Origin of the sequence: Cupriavidus gilardii, from assembly GCF_013314895.1 — a bacterium.
Lineage (GTDB): Bacteria > Pseudomonadota > Gammaproteobacteria > Burkholderiales > Burkholderiaceae > Cupriavidus > Cupriavidus gilardii_C.
The window spans coordinates 1-16,928 of the sequence record NZ_JABTYE010000032.1; the positions used below are offsets into that span (position 1 = coordinate 1).

The 16,928-nt window shown below is 68.1% G+C and carries 16 protein-coding genes; 13 read left to right on the top strand and 3 right to left on the bottom strand.

The window, feature by feature from the left end; translation table 11 throughout:
- Window positions 1-72: 72 nt before the first annotated feature.
- Window positions 73-3,336, bottom strand: coding sequence for an Rne/Rng family ribonuclease (locus HTY53_RS22545; protein ID WP_174108843.1), 3,264 nt, complete (start codon window positions 3,334-3,336; stop codon window positions 73-75).
- An 839-nt stretch (window positions 3,337-4,175) separates the two neighbouring features.
- Between HTY53_RS22545 and HTY53_RS22550 the strand changes: the two genes are divergently transcribed.
- From HTY53_RS22550 to HTY53_RS22565, 4 genes are all read left to right on the top strand, one after another.
- A complete protein-coding gene (locus HTY53_RS22550; RefSeq protein WP_174108844.1) occupies window positions 4,176-5,198 on the top strand; it encodes an RluA family pseudouridine synthase in 1,023 nt (340 codons plus the stop codon).
- A gap of 54 nt (window positions 5,199-5,252) precedes the next feature.
- The gene (locus HTY53_RS22555) at window positions 5,253-5,912 is read left to right on the top strand and encodes an HAD-IA family hydrolase (protein ID WP_174108845.1); all 660 of its coding nucleotides are present in this window, start codon (window positions 5,253-5,255) and stop codon (window positions 5,910-5,912) included.
- Window positions 5,905-6,354, top strand: a complete 450-nt coding sequence (locus HTY53_RS22560; RefSeq protein WP_174108846.1) for a Rieske (2Fe-2S) protein — start codon at window positions 5,905-5,907, stop codon at window positions 6,352-6,354. Before HTY53_RS22555 ends, HTY53_RS22560 begins: the two co-directional genes overlap by 8 nt.
- 111 nt (window positions 6,355-6,465) lie before the next feature.
- The gene (locus tag HTY53_RS22565; protein WP_174108847.1) at window positions 6,466-7,653 is read left to right on the top strand and encodes a S49 family peptidase; all 1,188 of its coding nucleotides are present in this window, start codon (window positions 6,466-6,468) and stop codon (window positions 7,651-7,653) included.
- 67 nt (window positions 7,654-7,720) lie between these two features.
- On the opposite strand, the gene HTY53_RS22570 is transcribed toward HTY53_RS22565, so the two are convergent.
- Together HTY53_RS22570 and HTY53_RS22575 are read right to left on the bottom strand one after the other, a co-directional pair.
- Complete coding sequence (locus tag HTY53_RS22570; RefSeq protein WP_174108848.1) at window positions 7,721-8,452, bottom strand: SAM-dependent methyltransferase; 732 nt, start codon at window positions 8,450-8,452, stop codon at window positions 7,721-7,723.
- Between the two features lie 43 nt (window positions 8,453-8,495).
- Complete coding sequence (locus tag HTY53_RS22575; protein WP_174108849.1) at window positions 8,496-9,131, bottom strand: Maf-like protein; 636 nt, start codon at window positions 9,129-9,131, stop codon at window positions 8,496-8,498.
- A gap of 237 nt (window positions 9,132-9,368) precedes the next feature.
- On the opposite strand from HTY53_RS22575, the gene HTY53_RS22580 reads away from it, so the two are divergent.
- From HTY53_RS22580 to HTY53_RS22620, 9 genes are all read left to right on the top strand, one after another.
- Entirely contained in the window at window positions 9,369-9,962 is a 594-nt protein-coding gene (locus HTY53_RS22580) for a DUF177 domain-containing protein (protein ID WP_174108879.1), read from the top strand.
- Window positions 9,963-10,095: 133 nt separating this feature from the next.
- Window positions 10,096-10,275: a 50S ribosomal protein L32 gene (rpmF, locus tag HTY53_RS22585; protein WP_006577657.1), complete on the top strand. Its 180-nt coding sequence runs from the start codon at window positions 10,096-10,098 to the stop codon at window positions 10,273-10,275.
- A gap of 174 nt (window positions 10,276-10,449) precedes the next feature.
- On the top strand, window positions 10,450-11,514 hold the full coding sequence (plsX, locus tag HTY53_RS22590; protein WP_174108850.1) for a phosphate acyltransferase PlsX: 1,065 nt from the start codon (window positions 10,450-10,452) through the stop codon (window positions 11,512-11,514).
- Between the two features lie 133 nt (window positions 11,515-11,647).
- A complete protein-coding gene (locus tag HTY53_RS22595; protein WP_174108851.1) occupies window positions 11,648-12,628 on the top strand; it encodes a beta-ketoacyl-ACP synthase III in 981 nt (326 codons plus the stop codon).
- Between the two features lie 102 nt (window positions 12,629-12,730).
- Window positions 12,731-13,663, top strand: a complete 933-nt coding sequence (gene fabD, locus HTY53_RS22600) for an ACP S-malonyltransferase (protein WP_174108852.1) — start codon at window positions 12,731-12,733, stop codon at window positions 13,661-13,663.
- Between the two features lie 37 nt (window positions 13,664-13,700).
- On the top strand, window positions 13,701-14,450 hold the full coding sequence (gene fabG / locus HTY53_RS22605; RefSeq protein WP_174108853.1) for a 3-oxoacyl-ACP reductase FabG: 750 nt from the start codon (window positions 13,701-13,703) through the stop codon (window positions 14,448-14,450).
- A 137-nt stretch (window positions 14,451-14,587) separates the two neighbouring features.
- The gene (gene acpP / locus HTY53_RS22610) at window positions 14,588-14,827 is read left to right on the top strand and encodes an acyl carrier protein (RefSeq protein WP_006577662.1); all 240 of its coding nucleotides are present in this window, start codon (window positions 14,588-14,590) and stop codon (window positions 14,825-14,827) included.
- A gap of 297 nt (window positions 14,828-15,124) precedes the next feature.
- Complete coding sequence (gene fabF, locus HTY53_RS22615) at window positions 15,125-16,357, top strand: beta-ketoacyl-ACP synthase II (RefSeq protein WP_174108854.1); 1,233 nt, start codon at window positions 15,125-15,127, stop codon at window positions 16,355-16,357.
- Window positions 16,350-16,865: a hypothetical protein gene (locus HTY53_RS22620; RefSeq protein WP_174108855.1), complete on the top strand. Its 516-nt coding sequence runs from the start codon at window positions 16,350-16,352 to the stop codon at window positions 16,863-16,865. The genes fabF and HTY53_RS22620 overlap by 8 nt, the downstream gene beginning before the upstream one ends.
- The last annotated feature ends 63 nt before the right edge of the window (window positions 16,866-16,928 follow it).

A 16,928-nucleotide genomic window follows, 5' to 3' on the forward strand; every position in this document is an offset into this window, starting at 1 on the left:
AAAAAAGGGGACGGCGTGGCCGTCCCCTTTCGTTGCGTCGTGGCGCCGGTTGTGACGCCTGTCCGTGGCGCGTTATTGCTGCGCGGCGGACTGCTGCGCATCCATGGTGACCTCACGGCCTCCGGTCTCGACCAGCACCATCGGGCCCTGCGGCAACGGCGGCAGCGGCTTGCGCTCGCGCGGCACGCGCGGGGCGGGCACGAGGCTGGCCGCGGCTTCCTGAGCCGCGCGGTACTTGGCAGTGTCGGTGTGCACCCACTGCAGACCGGCCGCGTTCAGCATCGGCTCGAGCGCTTCGGCCGACAGCGGGGCGGCTGCGGCTGCCGGGGCGGCCACGGGTGCGGGGACCGGTGCAGCTTGCGGCTGCTGCTCGGCCGGCGCGCGGACCGCTGCGGGGGCCGGCTCGGCGACCACTTGCTCGGCCGGTTCGCGGACAGGCTCGGCGGCTGCGGCCGGGGCCGTTTCCGCGGTGACATCGCGTGTCACATCGGCCGTCACGTCGGTCGTCACATCGGCCGTCGCTTCCGCGGCCGCTTGCAAAGGCACTGCCTCGGCGGCTGCCGTGGCGGGCACTTGCGGTGCGACGGCGGTCGGGTCGACTGCTTCGGCCGGCGACACCTGGGTCGCGGCGGAGCTGCCCGGCGCCAGTTCGGCGGCGATCACCGGAGCGGGGGCCGGCTCGGCCGGCAGGGCCTGGGTCGGCATCGCCCCGGTCGGCGCGACGCCGGCGGTTTCCGCTTCCGCGGCGGCAACCGTGGCGACCGGCACCGGCGTCACGTCGGCGGCTTCGCCGGCTTCGGCCAGGGCCTGGCCGGTGGCCGGCATGGCGTTGTCGGTCAGCGCCTCGCCACCGTCCGCGTCGGCGGCCTCGGTGGTTTCCGTGGTGGCGCCTTCCTCGCGTTCGCGACGATAGCGGTTGCGGCCGCGGCGATTGCGGCGGCGGCGCTCTTCGCCTTCGCCGTTTTCAGCGGTGTCCGCGGTTTCCGGCAGGTCGGCGCGGACGGCACCAGCCTCGTCGGTCAGCGCGGCAACCGGCACCGGCTGGGTCGGCACGCCGGCTTCCACGTCGGCCAGATCGGCGTCGGCGGCGCGGGCCTCGCTGCGCTCGCGTTGCCGCTCGCGCTGGCGCTCGCGGCGTTCCTGATTGCGCTCGCGACGGTTCTCGGTGCGCTCGGTGCGCTCGCCACGGTCGCCTTGCCCGGCTTCCGGCTGGCGGGCCTCGGCCTGCACCAGTTGCGCTTCCTGCTGGCGGGGCTGGCGTTGCGCGCGTTCGGTACGCTCGCCACGTTCGGTGCGTTCGGCACGGTCGGTGCGTTCGGCACGGTCGGTACGCTCGCCGCGTTCGGCGCGCTCGCCCCGGTCCGCACGCTGGCCGCGGCCAGCCTGACGCTCGCCACGTTCGGCGCGCTCGCCGCGCTCCGCACGGTCACCACGTTCGGCACGCTCGCCGCGCTGGCCGCGATCGCCACGCTGGCCGCGCTCGCGCCGGCCGCCCTCAGCGCCATTGGCGCCATTGCCGCCGGTGCGGCCTTCCGCCGCGGCGGGCTTGGCCGGCTGCACCGGGGCCGGTGCCGGACGGGCGCCGAACAGGCCCTTGAGCCAGGCGATGAAGCCGCCGCTGCCGATCGGCTGCGTGGCCGCAGCGGGAGCCGCCGGCTTGGCCGCCGGGGCTTCCTGGCGCGGGGCGCGCTCGGGGCGCGGCACCGAGACGGGGGCGGGCTGCTCGGGGGTGATGCCCTTGACCGCCGCTTCCTGGCGCGGCTTGGCGTCTTCCTTCTTGCGGCTGCTGTAGCTGGTGTCCGCTTCCAGTTCCTTGGCGGCGGCCTCGGCCATGCGGTAGCTGGCGGTGCTCTCTTCCAGGCGCGGATCGTCGTGGCGCAGGCGTTCGAGCTTGTAGTGCGGCGTTTCCAGATGCTTGTTCGGGATCAGCAGCACGTTGACCTTGAAGCGCAGCTCGATCAGGTTGATGTCCTGGCGCTTCTCGTTGAGCAGGAAGGCGGCGACCTCGACCGGGACCTGGCAGTGGATCGCGGCGGTGTTTTCCTTCATCGCCTCTTCCTGGATGATGCGCAGCACCTGCAGGGCGGACGATTCGGTATCGCGGATGTGGCCGGTGCCGTTGCAGCGCGGGCAGGTGATATGCGAGCCCTCGGACAGCGACGGACGCAGGCGCTGGCGCGACAGCTCCATCAGGCCGAAGCGGCTGATCTTGCCCATCTGCACGCGCGCGCGGTCATGGCGCAGCGCGTCCTTCAGGCGCGTCTCGACGTCCTTCTGCGCCTTGTTCGACTCCATGTCGATGAAGTCGATGACGATCAGGCCGCCCAGGTCGCGCAGGCGCAGCTGGCGGGCGATCTCGTCGGCCGCTTCCAGGTTGGTGCGCAGCGCGGTTTCCTCGATGTCGGCGCCCTTGGTGGCGCGCGCCGAGTTGACGTCGACCGAGACCAGCGCCTCGGTGTGGTCGATCACGATGGCGCCGCCCGACGGCAGCATCACCATGCGGGAATAGGCCGATTCGATCTGGTGTTCGATCTGGAAGCGCGAGAAGAGGGGCACGTCGTCCCGGTACTTCTTCACGCGGTTCATGTTGTCGGGCATCACCACGCTCATGAAGGCGCGGGCCTGCTCGTAGATGTCGTCGGTGTCGATCAGGATCTCGCCGATGTCGGGCTGGAAGTAATCGCGGATCGCGCGGATCACCAGGCTCGATTCGAGATAGATCAGCAGCGGCGCCTTGTTGTCCCCGGCGGCGCCGTCGATGGCCTTCCACAGCTGCAGCAGGTAGTTCAGGTCCCACTGCAGTTCTTCGGCCGAGCGGCCGATGCCGGCGGTGCGGGCGATGATGCTCATGCCGTCGGGCACGGCCAGCTGACCCATGGTCTCGCGCAGTTCCTGGCGGTCCTCGCCCTCGATCCGGCGCGACACGCCGCCGCCGCGCGGGTTGTTCGGCATCAGCACCAGATAGCGGCCGGCCAGCGAGATGAAGGTGGTCAGGGCCGCGCCCTTGTTGCCGCGCTCTTCCTTCTCGACCTGGACGATCAGTTCCTGGCCTTCGTGCAGGGCGTCCTGGATGCGCGCGTTGCGCACGTCGACGCCTTCCTTGAAATAGGCCCGGGCCACTTCCTTGAACGGCAGGAAGCCGTGGCGCTCTTCGCCGTAATTGACGAAACAGGCTTCGAGCGACGGCTCGATGCGGGTGATGACGCCCTTGTAGATGTTGCCCTTGCGCTGCTCGCGCCCGGCGGTTTCGATGTCGATGTCGATCAGCTTCTGACCGTCGACGATGGCGACGCGCAATTCCTCCTGCTGCGTCGCATTGAACAGCATGCGTTTCATCGCAAACCCTCGTTCCAATGCCGCGGCCGGCACCGGTGGTGCCGCGCGGCGTTTCAAATGCACGCGAGGAAGCGAGAGGTGGCGTGAGAATTGCCGAAGGCGCCGGGGCGAATGCAAGCCGCCGGCTGGGCACGGGTGAAAGAGAGAGACGTCGGCGCGCTGCGCGGGGTTCGGACCGCCATGCCGGCCATGCGCGAGCTGCGCGCAGGGTCAGGCGGCGATATCGGACGGAGGCCGGGGTGCGGGGGAGGGCAGCGACGACAGGATGCCGCTTGCGCTTCGGCTCGCACCGGGGCCGGCCACGAACGGCCAGGACGCGTCAAAGAGCAAGGTTGTCGGACGCGGCGGCATGCCACCACGACCTGAGCGACCGACAAGGCAGGCGCACCTGCTGCTTGTTGGAGTTCTGCGACCGGGCGCCGCGATTGTCACCATGTCGTCGATCAGGCGAGGGGCCAGGCAACCGGCCGGCACCGATTTCCGGTGCGGCGGGACTTTCTCTCACCGAAGCGAATGCCGTATCGGCATCCGCCATCAAATTCTGTTCTACCTGAACACTCTGCTCCCACGTGACCGAGTCCGCGCCGAACCCGCCTTTGGGCGGTTTTCCTGCGCGCAGCCGGCACCGTGCGTGCTGCTTGTTACGTTATTGACTGCTATCTGGCTGCCAGCGGGGCTGTCGGCCGGTACCGCCATTTGCCCGTCCGGCGCCTGCGGGTTACGCGATGGCGGGGGACTGAGCCGGGCCGGCGGTGACCCGAAGTGTAAAATGCGACAATTCGCTTACACCGCTTGCGCTGCCGGCTATGGCCGGGGTAGCGCGGAAATTATATTTGAAAATGAATGAGTTACGCCATCGAATTGAAAAAGAGGTGCGATCCGGCACGGATGCGCCCCAGGTGGCGTATGTGACCATCGGGGAAGACGCCGACGGTCAGCGCATCGACAACTACCTGCTGCGCGTCGCCAAGGGCGTGCCCAAAAGCCACGTCTACCGCATCCTGCGGTCCGGCGAGGTGCGGGTGAACAAGGGCCGGGTCGACGCGACCTACCGCCTGAAGCTCGGCGATGTTGTGCGTATCCCGCCACTTCGAGTGGCGGCAGCGGCCGCCGCGGACACCTACGTGCCGGCGGCCTCGTTCCCGGTGCTGTTCGAGGATGCCCACCTGCTGGTGATCGACAAGCCGGCCGGCGTGGCTGTACACGGCGGCTCCGGCGTGGCCTTCGGCGTGATCGAACAGCTGCGCCAGGCCCGGCCCGAGGCGCGCTTTCTGGAGCTGGTGCACCGGCTCGACCGCGAAACCTCGGGCATCCTGCTGCTGGCCAAGAAGCGGGCCGCGCTGGTGCACCTGCACCAGCAGATCCGCGACAACGCGATGGACAAGCGCTATTTCGCCTGCGTCGCCGGCGAATTCGGCCACAACCGGCAGCACGCCCGCTTCCCGCTGTTCAAGTACACGACGGCGGACGGCGAGCGCCGCGTGCGGGTGCAGGCCGACGGTCAGCCCTCGCACACGGTCTTCAACCGCGTCGCCTCCTTCCCCGGCTACACGCTGCTGGAGGCCGAGCTCAAGACCGGCCGCACGCACCAGATCCGCGTGCACCTGGCACAGTTGGGCTTGCCGATCGTCGGCGACGACAAGTACGGCGACTTCTCGCTGAACAAGGCGCTGGCGCGCGCCGGCGCCAGGCCGGGTTTGAAGCGGATGTTCCTGCATGCGCACCGGCTGACGTTCGTGCATCCGGGCACCGGCCAGCCCCTGACGCTCAGCGCGCCGCTGCCGGAGGAGTGCGAGGCCTTCCTGCGCCAGCTCAAGCAGATGGGGCAGGCGGGCGGGGCATCCGCGTCCCATTCCCTGTAGCCGGATGACACAGTCGCCCCGCTCGACAGTCCAATTTTTCGACCGAGAACCCCCATGGCCCGGCAACGCTTCGACCTGATCGTCTTCGACTGGGATGGAACCCTGATGGATTCCACCCCGACCATCGCCAAATGCATCCAGCTGGCCAGCCGCGATCTCGGCCTGCCGGTGCCCGACGAGGACGCCGCCCGCCACGTGATCGGACTCGGGCTGAAGGACGCGCTCGAATATGCGATTCCGACGCTGGACCCGGTCGACTATCCGCGGCTGGCCGAGCGCTACCGCTACCACTTCCTGACCCGCGATGCCGAGCTGGTGCTGTTCGATGGCGTGCGCGAGATGCTGGAGGCGTTGCGCGAGCAGCACTATTTCCTCGGCGTCGCCACCGGCAAGACCCGTGTCGGACTGCAGCGGGCGCTGGCGGCCACCGGCCTGACGGCGCTGTTCGACGCCACCCGCTGCGCGGACGAGACGTTTTCCAAGCCGCATCCGGCGATGCTGCACGAACTGACGCGCGAGCTCGGCCAGGAGATGGGGCGTACCGTGATGATCGGCGACACCACCCACGACCTGCAGATGGCGGTCAACGCCGGCGCGCATGGCATCGGGGTCTGCTATGGTGCCCATCCGGCCGACTCGCTGCGGGCGATGACGCCGCTGCACTGTGCCAGCTCGATCGCCGATCTGCACGACTGGCTGCATACCCATGGCTGATTCCGGCCCCGAGCCTCGTCCCGATGCGACGGCGGGCGCCCCCGCCTTGCCGGACGGCGCCCGCCGACTGTGCGCGGGCGACGATCTGGTCGAGGGCGGCGTCGGCGTGCGCTTTACCGTGGGGATCGGGGGCCGGGAGATCGGCGCCTTCGTGGTCCGCTACGAGGGCGCGGTCCATGGCTATCTGAACCAGTGCGCCCATGTGCCGATGGAGCTCGACTGGCAGGAAGGGCACTTTTTCGAGTCGTCGGGCCTATACTTGATGTGCGCCACACATGGCGCGGTCTATGTGCCTGACAGCGGACTGTGCGTCGGCGGACCGTGCCGCGGCGCCTCGCTCGCCAAACTGCGCGTCGAGGAGCGCGACGGCGCCGTCTACTGGATACCGGAATCGCCGTACGACGATCCGCCTTCGCCACCGTCGCCGTCTGCTGGACCGTGAGCAGCGGACGCCGCGACCGCGCATGAGCCACGTTTTCACCGGGAAACCATCGGGGCCGCCCCCGCAACGTCCGCAACGTCTGCGCAGCGGTGCCCGTTCGAGAGTATTTGCATGACAGACCAGAACAAACCGACGGCGAACCCGAACGAGCCCGATAACGAGGCGGACCGTCGGGATCGCCAGGACGAGCGCGAGCGCGGACACGAGGACAGGCTCGAGGACAGCGAGCGGCTCGAAACCGCGCGCCACGCCGACTACCCGCTGGAAGCGGAGGTCCGCGACGCAGAGGCGGCCGCGCGCCGCGAGTCGGTCGAGCGCAAGGCGCGGCTCAAGGGAGAGTCGGCCGGGCCGGTCAAGACCGGCGCCGGCTGGGAGCGCGACGTGCTGGAACGCGTGCTGATGGCGACCTTGCGCGAACAACGCGCGGCGCGCCGCTGGAAGATCTTCTTCCGCCTCGCCGGCTTTGCGCTGCTCGCGCTGGTGCTGTTCTCGCTGTTCGACTTCAAGCCAGACGGCGCCATCACCAGCGGCCGGCATACCGCGATGGTCACGCTGGAGGGCGAGATCGCCGCCGGCACGCCGGCCAGCGCCGAGTCGATCAACGCCTCGCTGCAGGCCGCCTTTGCCGATGCCAACGCCGCCGGCGTGATTCTGAAGATCAACTCCCCGGGCGGTTCGCCGGTGCAGGCCGGCATCATCAACGACGAGATCCAGCGGCTGCGCTCGCTGCATCCGTCCAAGCCGCTGTACGTCGTGGTCGAGGAAATCTGCGCGTCGGGCGGTTACTACGTGGCCGCCGCGGCCGACAAGATCTATGTCGACAAGGCCAGCATCGTCGGCTCGATCGGCGTGCTGATGGACGGCTTCGGCTTCACCGGGCTGATGGACAAGCTGGGCGTCGAGCGCCGGCTGTACACCTCGGGCGCCAACAAGGGCATGCTCGACCCGTTCTCGCCGGAATCGCCGCAGCAGAAGGCCTTTGCCGAGCAGATGCTGCGCCAGATCCACGAGCAGTTCATCGCGGTGGTCAAGGAAGGACGCGGCAACCGCCTGAAGGACGATCCCGCGTTGTTCTCCGGCCTGTTCTGGTCGGGCGAGCGCAGCATCGAGCTCGGGCTGGCCGACGGCCTGGGCAGCGCCGAATCGGTGGCGCGCGACGTGCTCAAGGCCGAGAACATCGTCGATTACACGGTCAAGGAGAACATCGCCGAGCGCGTGGCCAAGCGCTTCGGCGCCGCGGTGGGTACTGCGGCGGCCAGGACGCTGATGTGGAGCTCGCGGGTGCAGTCGCTGTACTGAACGCGGACCGCGGATTGCGGACCGCGGACCGCCGGCTGCCGGGCCCGGCACCGCCGATCCGCGGCGCTCAGGCTGCGAGGATCGAAAAGATCGCCGGCCGCTTGTGCAGTTCCAGCCGGCCCGGCTGCCAGGCCGACAGCGGCTGCGTGACGATGGTCTCGGTGGGCAATGTCAGGTCCACCGCGACCGACAGCAGCGTGGTGCCGGCGCAGCTCGCCTTCAGCGCGGCCAGCAGCGCGTCGTTGCGATACGGCGTCTCGATCCAGACCTGCGTTTGCCGGTGCTTGCGCGACCATTGCTCCAGTTCGCGCAGGCGCTGCGTGCGCTCGGCCGGATCGACCGGCAGATAGCCGTTGAAGGCAAAGCTCTGGCCGTTCAGCCCCGAGCCCATCACCGCCAGCAGGATAGAACTGGGCCCGACCAGCGGCCGCACCCGCACGCCACGCGCATGCGCCAGCCGGACCAGGTTCGCACCCGGGTCGGCCACCGCCGGCACCCCCGCCTCCGACAGCAGCCCGGCGTCGCGGCCGGTCAGCACCGGCGCCAGCAGTTCCGCCAGCGCCGCCTCGGGTGTGTTGACGTTCAGTTCGCGGATCTCGATCTGCTGGATCGGCCGCACCAGCGGGCAGGTCTCTGCCAGCTTCTTCAGATAGGCGCGCGCGGTCTTGGCGTTTTCCGCGACCAGGTAGTCCAGGCGCGCGGCGATCTGCTGCACGTCGGCCGGAATCACGGCGGGCAGCGGATCGGCCTCGTCGCGTTTGCCCAGCGTGTTGGGAATCAGGTATAGCGTGCCGCTCATGGGCGGATTTCCTCGACAGCGGAAAGGGGAAGGGCCCGTGGAATCAGGCGGTGAAGAACGGATAGCCGACGCGGCGCAGCATGCCGGTCAGCGCGATCAGCGGCAGCCCGATCAGCGCGGTCGGATCGTCGGACTCGACGCGCGACAGCAGCGCAATGCCGAGTCCCTCCGATTTGGCGCTGCCGGCCACGTCATACGGCCGCTCCAGCCGCAAGTACGCCTCCAGCTCGGCGTCGTCCAGCTCGCGAAACGTCGCCTCGGTACGTACATCCTCCAGCTGGACCTCGCCGCTGCGGCCGTCCAGCAGGCAGAGCGCCGAATGGAACGTCACGGTGCGCCCGCGCATCCAGCGTAATTGCGCCAGTGCCCGCTCGTGCGAGCCCGGCTTGCCGACCTGGGCGCCGTCCAGCGTGGCGACCTGGTCCGAGCCGATCACCAGCGCGCCGGGATGGCGAGCCGCGATCGCTTCCGCCTTGCGGCGCGACAGCCGCAGCGCGGTGGCCTCGGGCGACTCGCCGGGCAGCGGCGTCTCGTCGATGTCGGGCACGTCGATGTCGAAGGGAATGCGCAGGCGTTCCAGCAGCTCGCGGCGATAGCGGGAGCTGGAGCCGAGAATCAGTCTGGGAAGCGCGGCGGGCGCCGCCGGGGCTGGCACAGCGGGTGTCACGGCGGATGACATATAAGTGATTGAAGCGAAAGAGGAATGCGCAACAGCGAAAGCGCTTGCGGCTTTGACTGTGGCGGAAAAATCAACGTATAATCACGCGTTTTACCGCGCAGGCATCTGCCGCGTGGTGTCCTGCAGGTGCCCGATGCGGCGTTATGCGGCGGCCTCGTCACACAGTGGCCACTGCGGCGGCAGGACCAGCTTTCAGCAGCATTGCCAGCGCCATCCGGTACCGGCGCACTCAGCGACATGACTCAGCCCATCGACTTGCAAGCGTTCGATCTCTTCGAGTTCTGCCGGTCCTCGGGCTCGGCGGCCGGCGAGATCGCGGCGCGTGAATTGCCGCGCATCATAGCCGAGACCTCCGCCGAAGCGCCAGCACTGGCCGCGGACGAAGTGTTCGGCTACACCATGAGCGGTTCCGTTCGCGACGAAGCGGCCGAGCCCGGCAAGCCGGCGCGCCGGCGCCTGTTTCTCGATCTGGCGGTGCAGGGCAGCATGTGGCTGAACTGTCAGCGTTGCCTGGCGGTCTACGCCGAGCCGATCTCGACCGCGACGCGGTTCGAGGTGGTGGCCAGCGAAGCCGAGGCCGACGCCGCGCCGATGGACGACGACGAGATCGATGTCATCGCCGGTTCGCGTCGGTTCGATCTGCTGGCGCTGATCGAGGACGAGATCCTGCTGTCGCTGCCGGTGGCGCCGAAGCACGAGGTCTGCCCCGCGGTGCACGAGAGTCTGGTCACCGGAGCCGACGGCAGCGTCGAGCCGGAACCCGAGGACGAGCAGGAAGAAAAGCGGCCATCGCCCTTCGCGGCGCTGGCCAGTCTGAAGACGAAGCACTGACGCTGGGACACTGTCCGCAGCGGCGCGCTTCTGCAGTAAAAACGTCGTACCCCGAATCAGCATCCGGCCGGGCCCGGCTACGCCTCGTGCGGGATGCGTGTGTTAATATCCGCAAATTCTCCAAGGAGTCATCATGGCTGTTCAACAGAACAAGAAGTCGCCGTCCAAGCGCGGCATGCATCGTTCGCACGATCACCTGTCCGTCGCGCCGCTGGCAGTCGAGCCGACCACGGGTGAGACGCACCTGCGCCACCACGTCAGCCCGAACGGCTACTACCGTGGCCGCAAGGTCGTCAAGACCAAGAACGACTGAAGCATTCGCTCGGCGTGACGCTGCGTCCCGCACGCGCTTGCAGGTAGAAGACATACAAAGAAGCGGCAAACTCCTTGCCGCTTTTTTGTTGGGCGCGGCAAGCGTGGACGCTGGCGTCGCCTTCCCTGCGAGGCTGCCGCAGCGCGGATTCGACGCCTCGCGCATCAGCAAACAATGACGATCAAACTCGCTATCGACTGCATGGGCGGCGATCACGGCGTGTCCGTGACGGTGCCGGCGGCGATCAGTTTTCTTGCCGCCCACGAGGATGCCGAGATGGTGCTCGTGGGGCGGCCGGATGCCATCGAGCCGCAGCTCAGGAAGCTGCACGCGCTGAACCATCCGCGCGTGACCGTGGTGGCCGCCACCGAAGTGATCACGATGGACGACCCGGTCGAGGTCGCGCTGCGCAAGAAGAAGGATTCGTCGATGCGCGTCGCGGTGACCCAGGTCAAGGAAGGCCGTGCCGACGCCTGCATCTCGGCCGGCAATACCGGCGCGCTGATGGCGGTATCGCGCTATGTGCTCAAGACCCTCGAGGGCATCGAGCGCCCGGCCATCGCCACCACCATCCCGAACGAGCAGGGCTGGGGCACCACGGTGCTGGACCTCGGCGCCAATGCCGACTGCGAACCCGAACATCTGCTGCAATTTGCCCGCATGGCCGAGGCCATGGTCGCGGTGGTCGATCACAAGGAACACCCGACGGTCGGCCTGCTGAATATCGGCGAGGAAGTGATCAAGGGCAACGAGGTGGTCAAGCGCGCCGGCGAACTGCTGCGTGCCTCGGAGCTGAACTTCTACGGCAACGTGGAGGGCAACGACATCTTCAAGGGTACGACCGACATCGTCGTCTGCGACGGCTTCGTCGGCAACGTGGCGCTCAAGAGCACCGAGGGCCTGGCCAAGATGATCGGCAGCATGATCAAGGAGGAATTCACCCGCTCCTGGTTCACCAAGCTGCTGGCCGGCATCGCGATGCCGGTGCTGACGCGGCTGGCGCGGCGGCTCGATCCCGCCCGCTACAACGGCGCCTCGCTGCTCGGGCTGCGCGGTCTGGTAATCAAGAGCCACGGTTCGGCCGATGCCCACTCTTTTGAGTGGGCTATCAAACGCGGGTATGATGCGGCCAGGAATGGCGTCATCGCCCGTATTTCGCAGGCGTTCGCCAACAAGACGAGCACCGCGGGCCAGGAGACGGACCCGCCGGACGCGGGTCGCAGCGCACACGCCGCATGATCCTGCCCTGCATCACTGAGGCAGCGGCGACGCCGGTGCCCCTGGTCCCACGCCTCGCGCGCCAGCACCGGCCAGGCCGGCATGCCGCCGCGCCGGGTTCGCGCTGAGCCCCGGCAATACGATCCGACACCACATGACAAGCTACGCAAAAATCATCGGCACGGGGAGCTACCTGCCTCCGCGGCGCGTCACCAATCACGAGCTCGCGGCGCAGCTCGCCGAGAAGGGCATCGAGACCAGCGACGAGTGGATCGTCTCGCGCAGCGGCATCTCGGCGCGCCACTGGGCCGAGCCCGATGTCACCAGCAGCGATCTGGCGGTCAAGGCCGCCGAGCGCGCGCTCGAAGCGGCCGGCATCGACCGCCAGCAGATCGACCTGATCATCGTCGCCACCTCCACGCCCGACTACGTGTTCCCGAGCACCGCCTGCCTGGTGCAGCAGAAGCTTGGTATCACCAACCATTGCGCGGCGTTCGACCTACAGGCCGTCTGCTCGGGCTTCGCCTATGCGCTGGCCACCGCCGACAAGTTCATCCGCAGCGGCTCGCATCGCAACGTGCTGCTGATCGGCGCCGAAGTGTTCTCGCGCATTCTCGACTTCAACGATCGCACCACCTGCGTGCTGTTCGGCGACGGGGCCGGCGCGGTGGTGCTGACCGCGTCGGACGAGCCGGGCGTGATGGCCTCCGCGATGCACGCCGACGGCAACCACGTCGATATCCTGTGCGTGCCGGGCAATGTCGCGGCAGGCAATATCACCGGCAATCCCTTCCTGCATATGGACGGCCAGGCGGTGTTCAAGCTCGCTGTCAGCGTGCTCGACAAGGTCGCGCGCGAAACGCTGGCCGCGGCCGATTTCCCCGCCGAGAAGCTCGACTGGCTGATTCCCCACCAGGCCAATATCCGCATCATGCAGGGCACCGCGAAGAAGCTGGGCCTGCCGCTCGAGCGGATGATCGCGACCGTGCACGAACACGGCAACACCTCGGCCGCGTCGATCCCGCTGGCGCTCGACGTGGCGGTGCGCGACGGGCGTATCCGTCCCGGCCACCACGTGATGATGGAAGGCGTGGGCGGCGGCTTCACCTGGGGCGCGGTGCTGCTGCGCATGTAATTCGCAGGCCGGTGCCGGCATCGGCGCGCGCCGCAGAATGCGCGTGCGGCACGATGCGCGATCGCGCACCGGCGACTCAATTTTCAAACCGATCGGAAACCGATGAAATTCTCATTCGTCTTCCCCGGCCAAGGCTCGCAGTCGGTCGGAATGCTCAATGCCTTCGCCGACAACCCGGTGGTGCGCGCGACGCTGCAGGAAGCGTCCGACGCGCTCGGCCAGGACCTCGCGCGTCTGATCGCCGAAGGCCCGGCCGAAGAACTGAACCTGACCACCAACACCCAGCCGGTGATGCTGACCGCAGCGGTCGCGATCTACCGTGCGTGGCTGGAGGCCGGCGGCCCGGCGCCGTCGCTGGTGGCCGGCCATAGCCTGGGCGAGTATTCGGCGCTGGTCGCCGCCGGTGTGATCCCCTTTGCCGACGCGGTGCCGCTGGTGCGCTTCCGCGCGCAGGCGATGCAGGAAGCGGTGCCGGTAGGCGAGGGCGGCATGGCCGCGATCCTCGGCTTGTCGGACGACGACGTGCGCGCCGCCTGTGCCGAAGCCTCGGCGGCCGGCGTGGTCGAAGCCGTCAACTTCAACGCTCCGGCGCAGGTGGTGATCGCCGGCGCCAAGGCGGCCGTGGACAAAGCCTGCGACATCGCCAAGGCCAAGGGCGCCAAGCGCGCGCTGCCGTTGCCGGTGTCCGCGCCGTTCCATTCCTCGCTGCTCAAGCCCGCCTCGGACCGCCTGCGCGAACGCATGGCGGGCCTCACCTTTTTGGCGCCGTCGATTCCGCTGATCAACAACGTCGACGTGGCGATCGTCAACGATCCCGAGGCAATCAAGGACGCGCTGGTGCGGCAGGCCGCGGCGCCGGTGCGCTGGGTCGAGTCGGTGCAGAAGATGGCAGCCGACGGCGTCACGCATGTGTTCGAATGCGGTCCGGGCAAGGTGCTGGCCGGCCTGACCAAGCGCATCGACGGCAATCTGGTCGGCGGCGCGATCGTCGATCCGGCCTCGCTGCAGGAAACGCTGGCGCTGGTGCGCGGCTGATCCGCGCAAGGTCAGGCGAACAAGGAGAAATAACGGGATGAGCAAGACCCTGGACAATCAGGTCGCGCTGGTGACGGGCGCCTCGCGCGGCATCGGCCGCGCGATCGCGCTGGAACTGGCCCGGCAGGGCGCACTGGTGATCGGCACGGCCACCAGCGAGAAGGGCGCCGCCGCGATCGGCGAATATCTGGCCGCCGAGCAGCTCAAGGGCGCCGGCGCGGTGCTGGACGTCAACGATCCGGCGCGCTGCGAGGCGCTGATCGACGAGATCGTCAAGAATCACGGCGGCATCCATATCCTGGTCAACAATGCCGGCATCACGCAGGACCAGCTGGCGATGCGGATGAAGGACGAGGACTGGAGCGCGGTGATCGACACCAATCTGACGGCGGTCTTCCGCCTGTCGCGCGGTGTGCTGCGGCCGATGATGAAGGCCCGCGGCGGACGCATCATCAACATCACCTCGGTGGTCGGTTCGACCGGCAACCCGGGCCAGATGAACTATGCTGCGGCCAAGGCGGGCGTCGAAGGCATGACGCGGGCGCTGGCACGCGAAATCGGCAGCCGCAACATCACCGTCAACTGCGTCGCACCGGGTTTTATCGATACCGATATGACCAAGGTGCTGTCGGAAGAGCAGCATGCCGCGCTCAAGACCCAGATTCCGCTCGGCAGGCTCGGTCAGCCGGAGGACATCGCCAACGCGGTGGCCTTCCTGGCCGGTCCGCAGGCGGCTTATGTGACCGGCACCACGCTGCATGTCAACGGTGGCATGTATATGAACTGAGGGGCGCGACGCCTTGGCGTCACCCCCTTTTTTAGAAGAACGGGCGCATTTCTTGCGAAAGTCTGCGGACGGCATTTTCACGGGCCAAACCTGCTAAAATGCGCCCACTTTTTTGTCGAACTTCCCTGGAGGGCTAAATGGACAATATCGAACAACGCGTCAAGAAGATCGTGGCAGAGCAACTCGGCGTCGCCGAAGCCGACATCAAGAACGAATCCTCGTTCGTGAACGACCTCGGCGCCGACTCGCTCGACACGGTCGAACTCGTGATGGCGTTGGAAGATGAATTCGGCATGGAAATTCCCGATGAGGAAGCCGAGAAGATCACGACCGTGCAGCAGGCCATCGACTACGCGTCCGCGCACGTCAAGGCGTAAGCCTGTCGGATCTGGATTCCGGGCCACAGAAAACGGGCAGAGGGGTCGGCAGATCCCGTTGTGCCGTTTTCTGTGGCTTTCGTTTGTTCGAGCAAGCGGAGTTGTGATGGAGCCCAAGCCGGCTCCATCGTCGGCCATCGTGCCGTCAGACTGCCGGCCGATCTTTGCGCCGCCCGTCTGGCCGGCATGTTGGCCGGTGCGCCGGCGTGCCGGCGCGGCGGAATCGCCATGGCGCCGTCCCGGCGCCGCGGCCGACCGCCCGTTCCGCGTTGCCTCACCCACCCGTAGGAAATCATAGTGAGCCGTCGTCGCGTCGTCGTCACCGGGCTCGGCCTTGTGTCTCCGGTCGGAAACACGGTTGCCGAAGGCTGGGCCAATCTGGTTGCCGGCAAGTCCGGCATTGCCACCATCACCAAATTCGATCACTCCGCGCTGGCCGTGCACTTCGCCGGCGAGGTGAAGGGCTTCAATGTCGAGGACTACATCCCGGCCAAGGAAGCCCGCCATATGGATACCTTCATCCACTATGGCATCGCGGCCGGCACCCAGGCCCTGCGCGACAGCGGCCTGGAAGTGACCGAGGCCAACGCCGATCGCATCGGCGTGCTGGTCGGTTCGGGCATCGGCGGCCTGCCCATGATCGAGGATACGCACGCGGAGCTGACCAATCGCGGTCCGCGCCGGATTTCGCCGTTCTTCGTGCCGGGGTCGATCATCAACATGATCTCCGGCCACCTGTCGATCAACCACAACCTGAAGGGCCCGAACCTGGCCGCCGTGACCGCCTGCACCACCGGGCTGCACAGCATCGGCCTGGCCGCGCGCCTGATCGAGGCCGGCGACGCCGACGCCATGCTCGCCGGCGGTGCGGAATCGACCGTGTCGCCGCTGGGTATCGGCGGTTTCGCCGCGGCGCGGGCGCTGTCGACCCGCAACGACGATCCGGCGGCCGCCTCGCGTCCGTGGGATATCGACCGCGACGGCTTCGTGCTGGGCGAAGGCGCCGGCGTGATGATGCTCGAGGAGTACGAGTCGGCCAAGGCGCGCGGCGCGAAGATCTACGCCGAGCTGGCCGGATTCGGCATGAGCGGCGACGCCTTCCACATGACGGCGCCCAGCACCGACGGTCCGCGCCGGTGCATGATCAATGCGCTGAAGAATGCCGGCGTCAACCCGGACGAGGTCCAGTACCTGAACGCGCACGGCACCTCGACGCCGCTGGGCGACAAGAACGAGTCCGAGGCGATCAAGCTGGCCTTCGGCGAGCACGCGTACAAGATCGCGGTGAACTCCACCAAGTCGATGACCGGCCATTTGCTGGGCGGCGCGGGCGGCCTGGAGTCGGTCTTCACGGTGCTGGCGCTGCATCACCAGGTCGCGCCGCCGACGATCAACATCTTCAATCAGGACCCCGAGTGCGATCTCGATTACGTGCCGAACACCGCGCGTGAAATGAAGATCGACGTGGCCGTCAAGAACAACTTCGGCTTCGGCGGTACCAACGGCACGCTCGTCTTCCGTCGTGCCTGAAGCCGGCGCCCGCCGGCCGCTCCCCAGCTTCCTGTCCCCGGGACGTCATCCGCAGCGTTGGCTGCTGGCGGCGTTCCTGGGCTGCGAGCTTGCCGCGCTGCTGTGGTTGCTGTGGCGGGCCGGGCAAGGGTGGGTCGCGGGTGAACGGGCGCCGCTGTGGTGGGCGGCCCTGGCGGTCGCGGCCGCGCTGTCGGGTGGCCGCGCCTGGCGAGGTGCCTGGCGGGCGGCGGCATGCCGCCTGGTCGGCATCACGCCAGGCGATGCGAAGAGGGAAATTGTCGTTGCGGTGCCGGACGGCGGCCACGTGCGAGCCCGTGTGGTGGCGTGCTGGCAGCTGGGCGGCCTCGCTGCGGTGCTGCGGCTGACGCCCGCGCAAGACGGGCACGGCGCCGTGCCCGGGGCGCTGGTTATCGGTGGATGTCGCCTTGCCGGCGAGCCCGACAAGGCGGCCGGTGCGCCGCAGCGGGCGATACTGCGCGCGCTGCATGCGTCCTCCGCATCGCTTTGAATACAATCGGACGGCCCAACCGGTGCCGCTTAATGCATACTGACGCCCTGTGGCATTCGCCCC

Bases quoted from the DNA above. Each gene is read 5' to 3' on its own strand.
- HTY53_RS22545 (WP_174108843.1), bottom strand. From the start codon at position 3,336: ATGAAACGCATGCTGTTCAATGCGACGCAGCAGGAGGAATTGCGCGTC.
- HTY53_RS22550 (WP_174108844.1), top strand. From the start codon at position 4,176: ATGAATGAGTTACGCCATCGAATTGAAAAAGAGGTGCGATCCGGCACG.
- HTY53_RS22555 (WP_174108845.1), top strand. From the start codon at position 5,253: ATGGCCCGGCAACGCTTCGACCTGATCGTCTTCGACTGGGATGGAACC.
- HTY53_RS22560 (WP_174108846.1), top strand. From the start codon at position 5,905: ATGGCTGATTCCGGCCCCGAGCCTCGTCCCGATGCGACGGCGGGCGCC.
- HTY53_RS22565 (WP_174108847.1), top strand. From the start codon at position 6,466: ATGACAGACCAGAACAAACCGACGGCGAACCCGAACGAGCCCGATAAC.
- HTY53_RS22570 (WP_174108848.1), bottom strand. From the start codon at position 8,452: ATGAGCGGCACGCTATACCTGATTCCCAACACGCTGGGCAAACGCGAC.
- HTY53_RS22575 (WP_174108849.1), bottom strand. From the start codon at position 9,131: ATGTCATCCGCCGTGACACCCGCTGTGCCAGCCCCGGCGGCGCCCGCC.
- HTY53_RS22580 (WP_174108879.1), top strand. From the start codon at position 9,369: ATGACTCAGCCCATCGACTTGCAAGCGTTCGATCTCTTCGAGTTCTGC.
- rpmF (WP_006577657.1), top strand. From the start codon at position 10,096: ATGGCTGTTCAACAGAACAAGAAGTCGCCGTCCAAGCGCGGCATGCAT.
- plsX (WP_174108850.1), top strand. From the start codon at position 10,450: ATGACGATCAAACTCGCTATCGACTGCATGGGCGGCGATCACGGCGTG.
- HTY53_RS22595 (WP_174108851.1), top strand. From the start codon at position 11,648: ATGACAAGCTACGCAAAAATCATCGGCACGGGGAGCTACCTGCCTCCG.
- fabD (WP_174108852.1), top strand. From the start codon at position 12,731: ATGAAATTCTCATTCGTCTTCCCCGGCCAAGGCTCGCAGTCGGTCGGA.
- fabG (WP_174108853.1), top strand. From the start codon at position 13,701: ATGAGCAAGACCCTGGACAATCAGGTCGCGCTGGTGACGGGCGCCTCG.
- acpP (WP_006577662.1), top strand. From the start codon at position 14,588: ATGGACAATATCGAACAACGCGTCAAGAAGATCGTGGCAGAGCAACTC.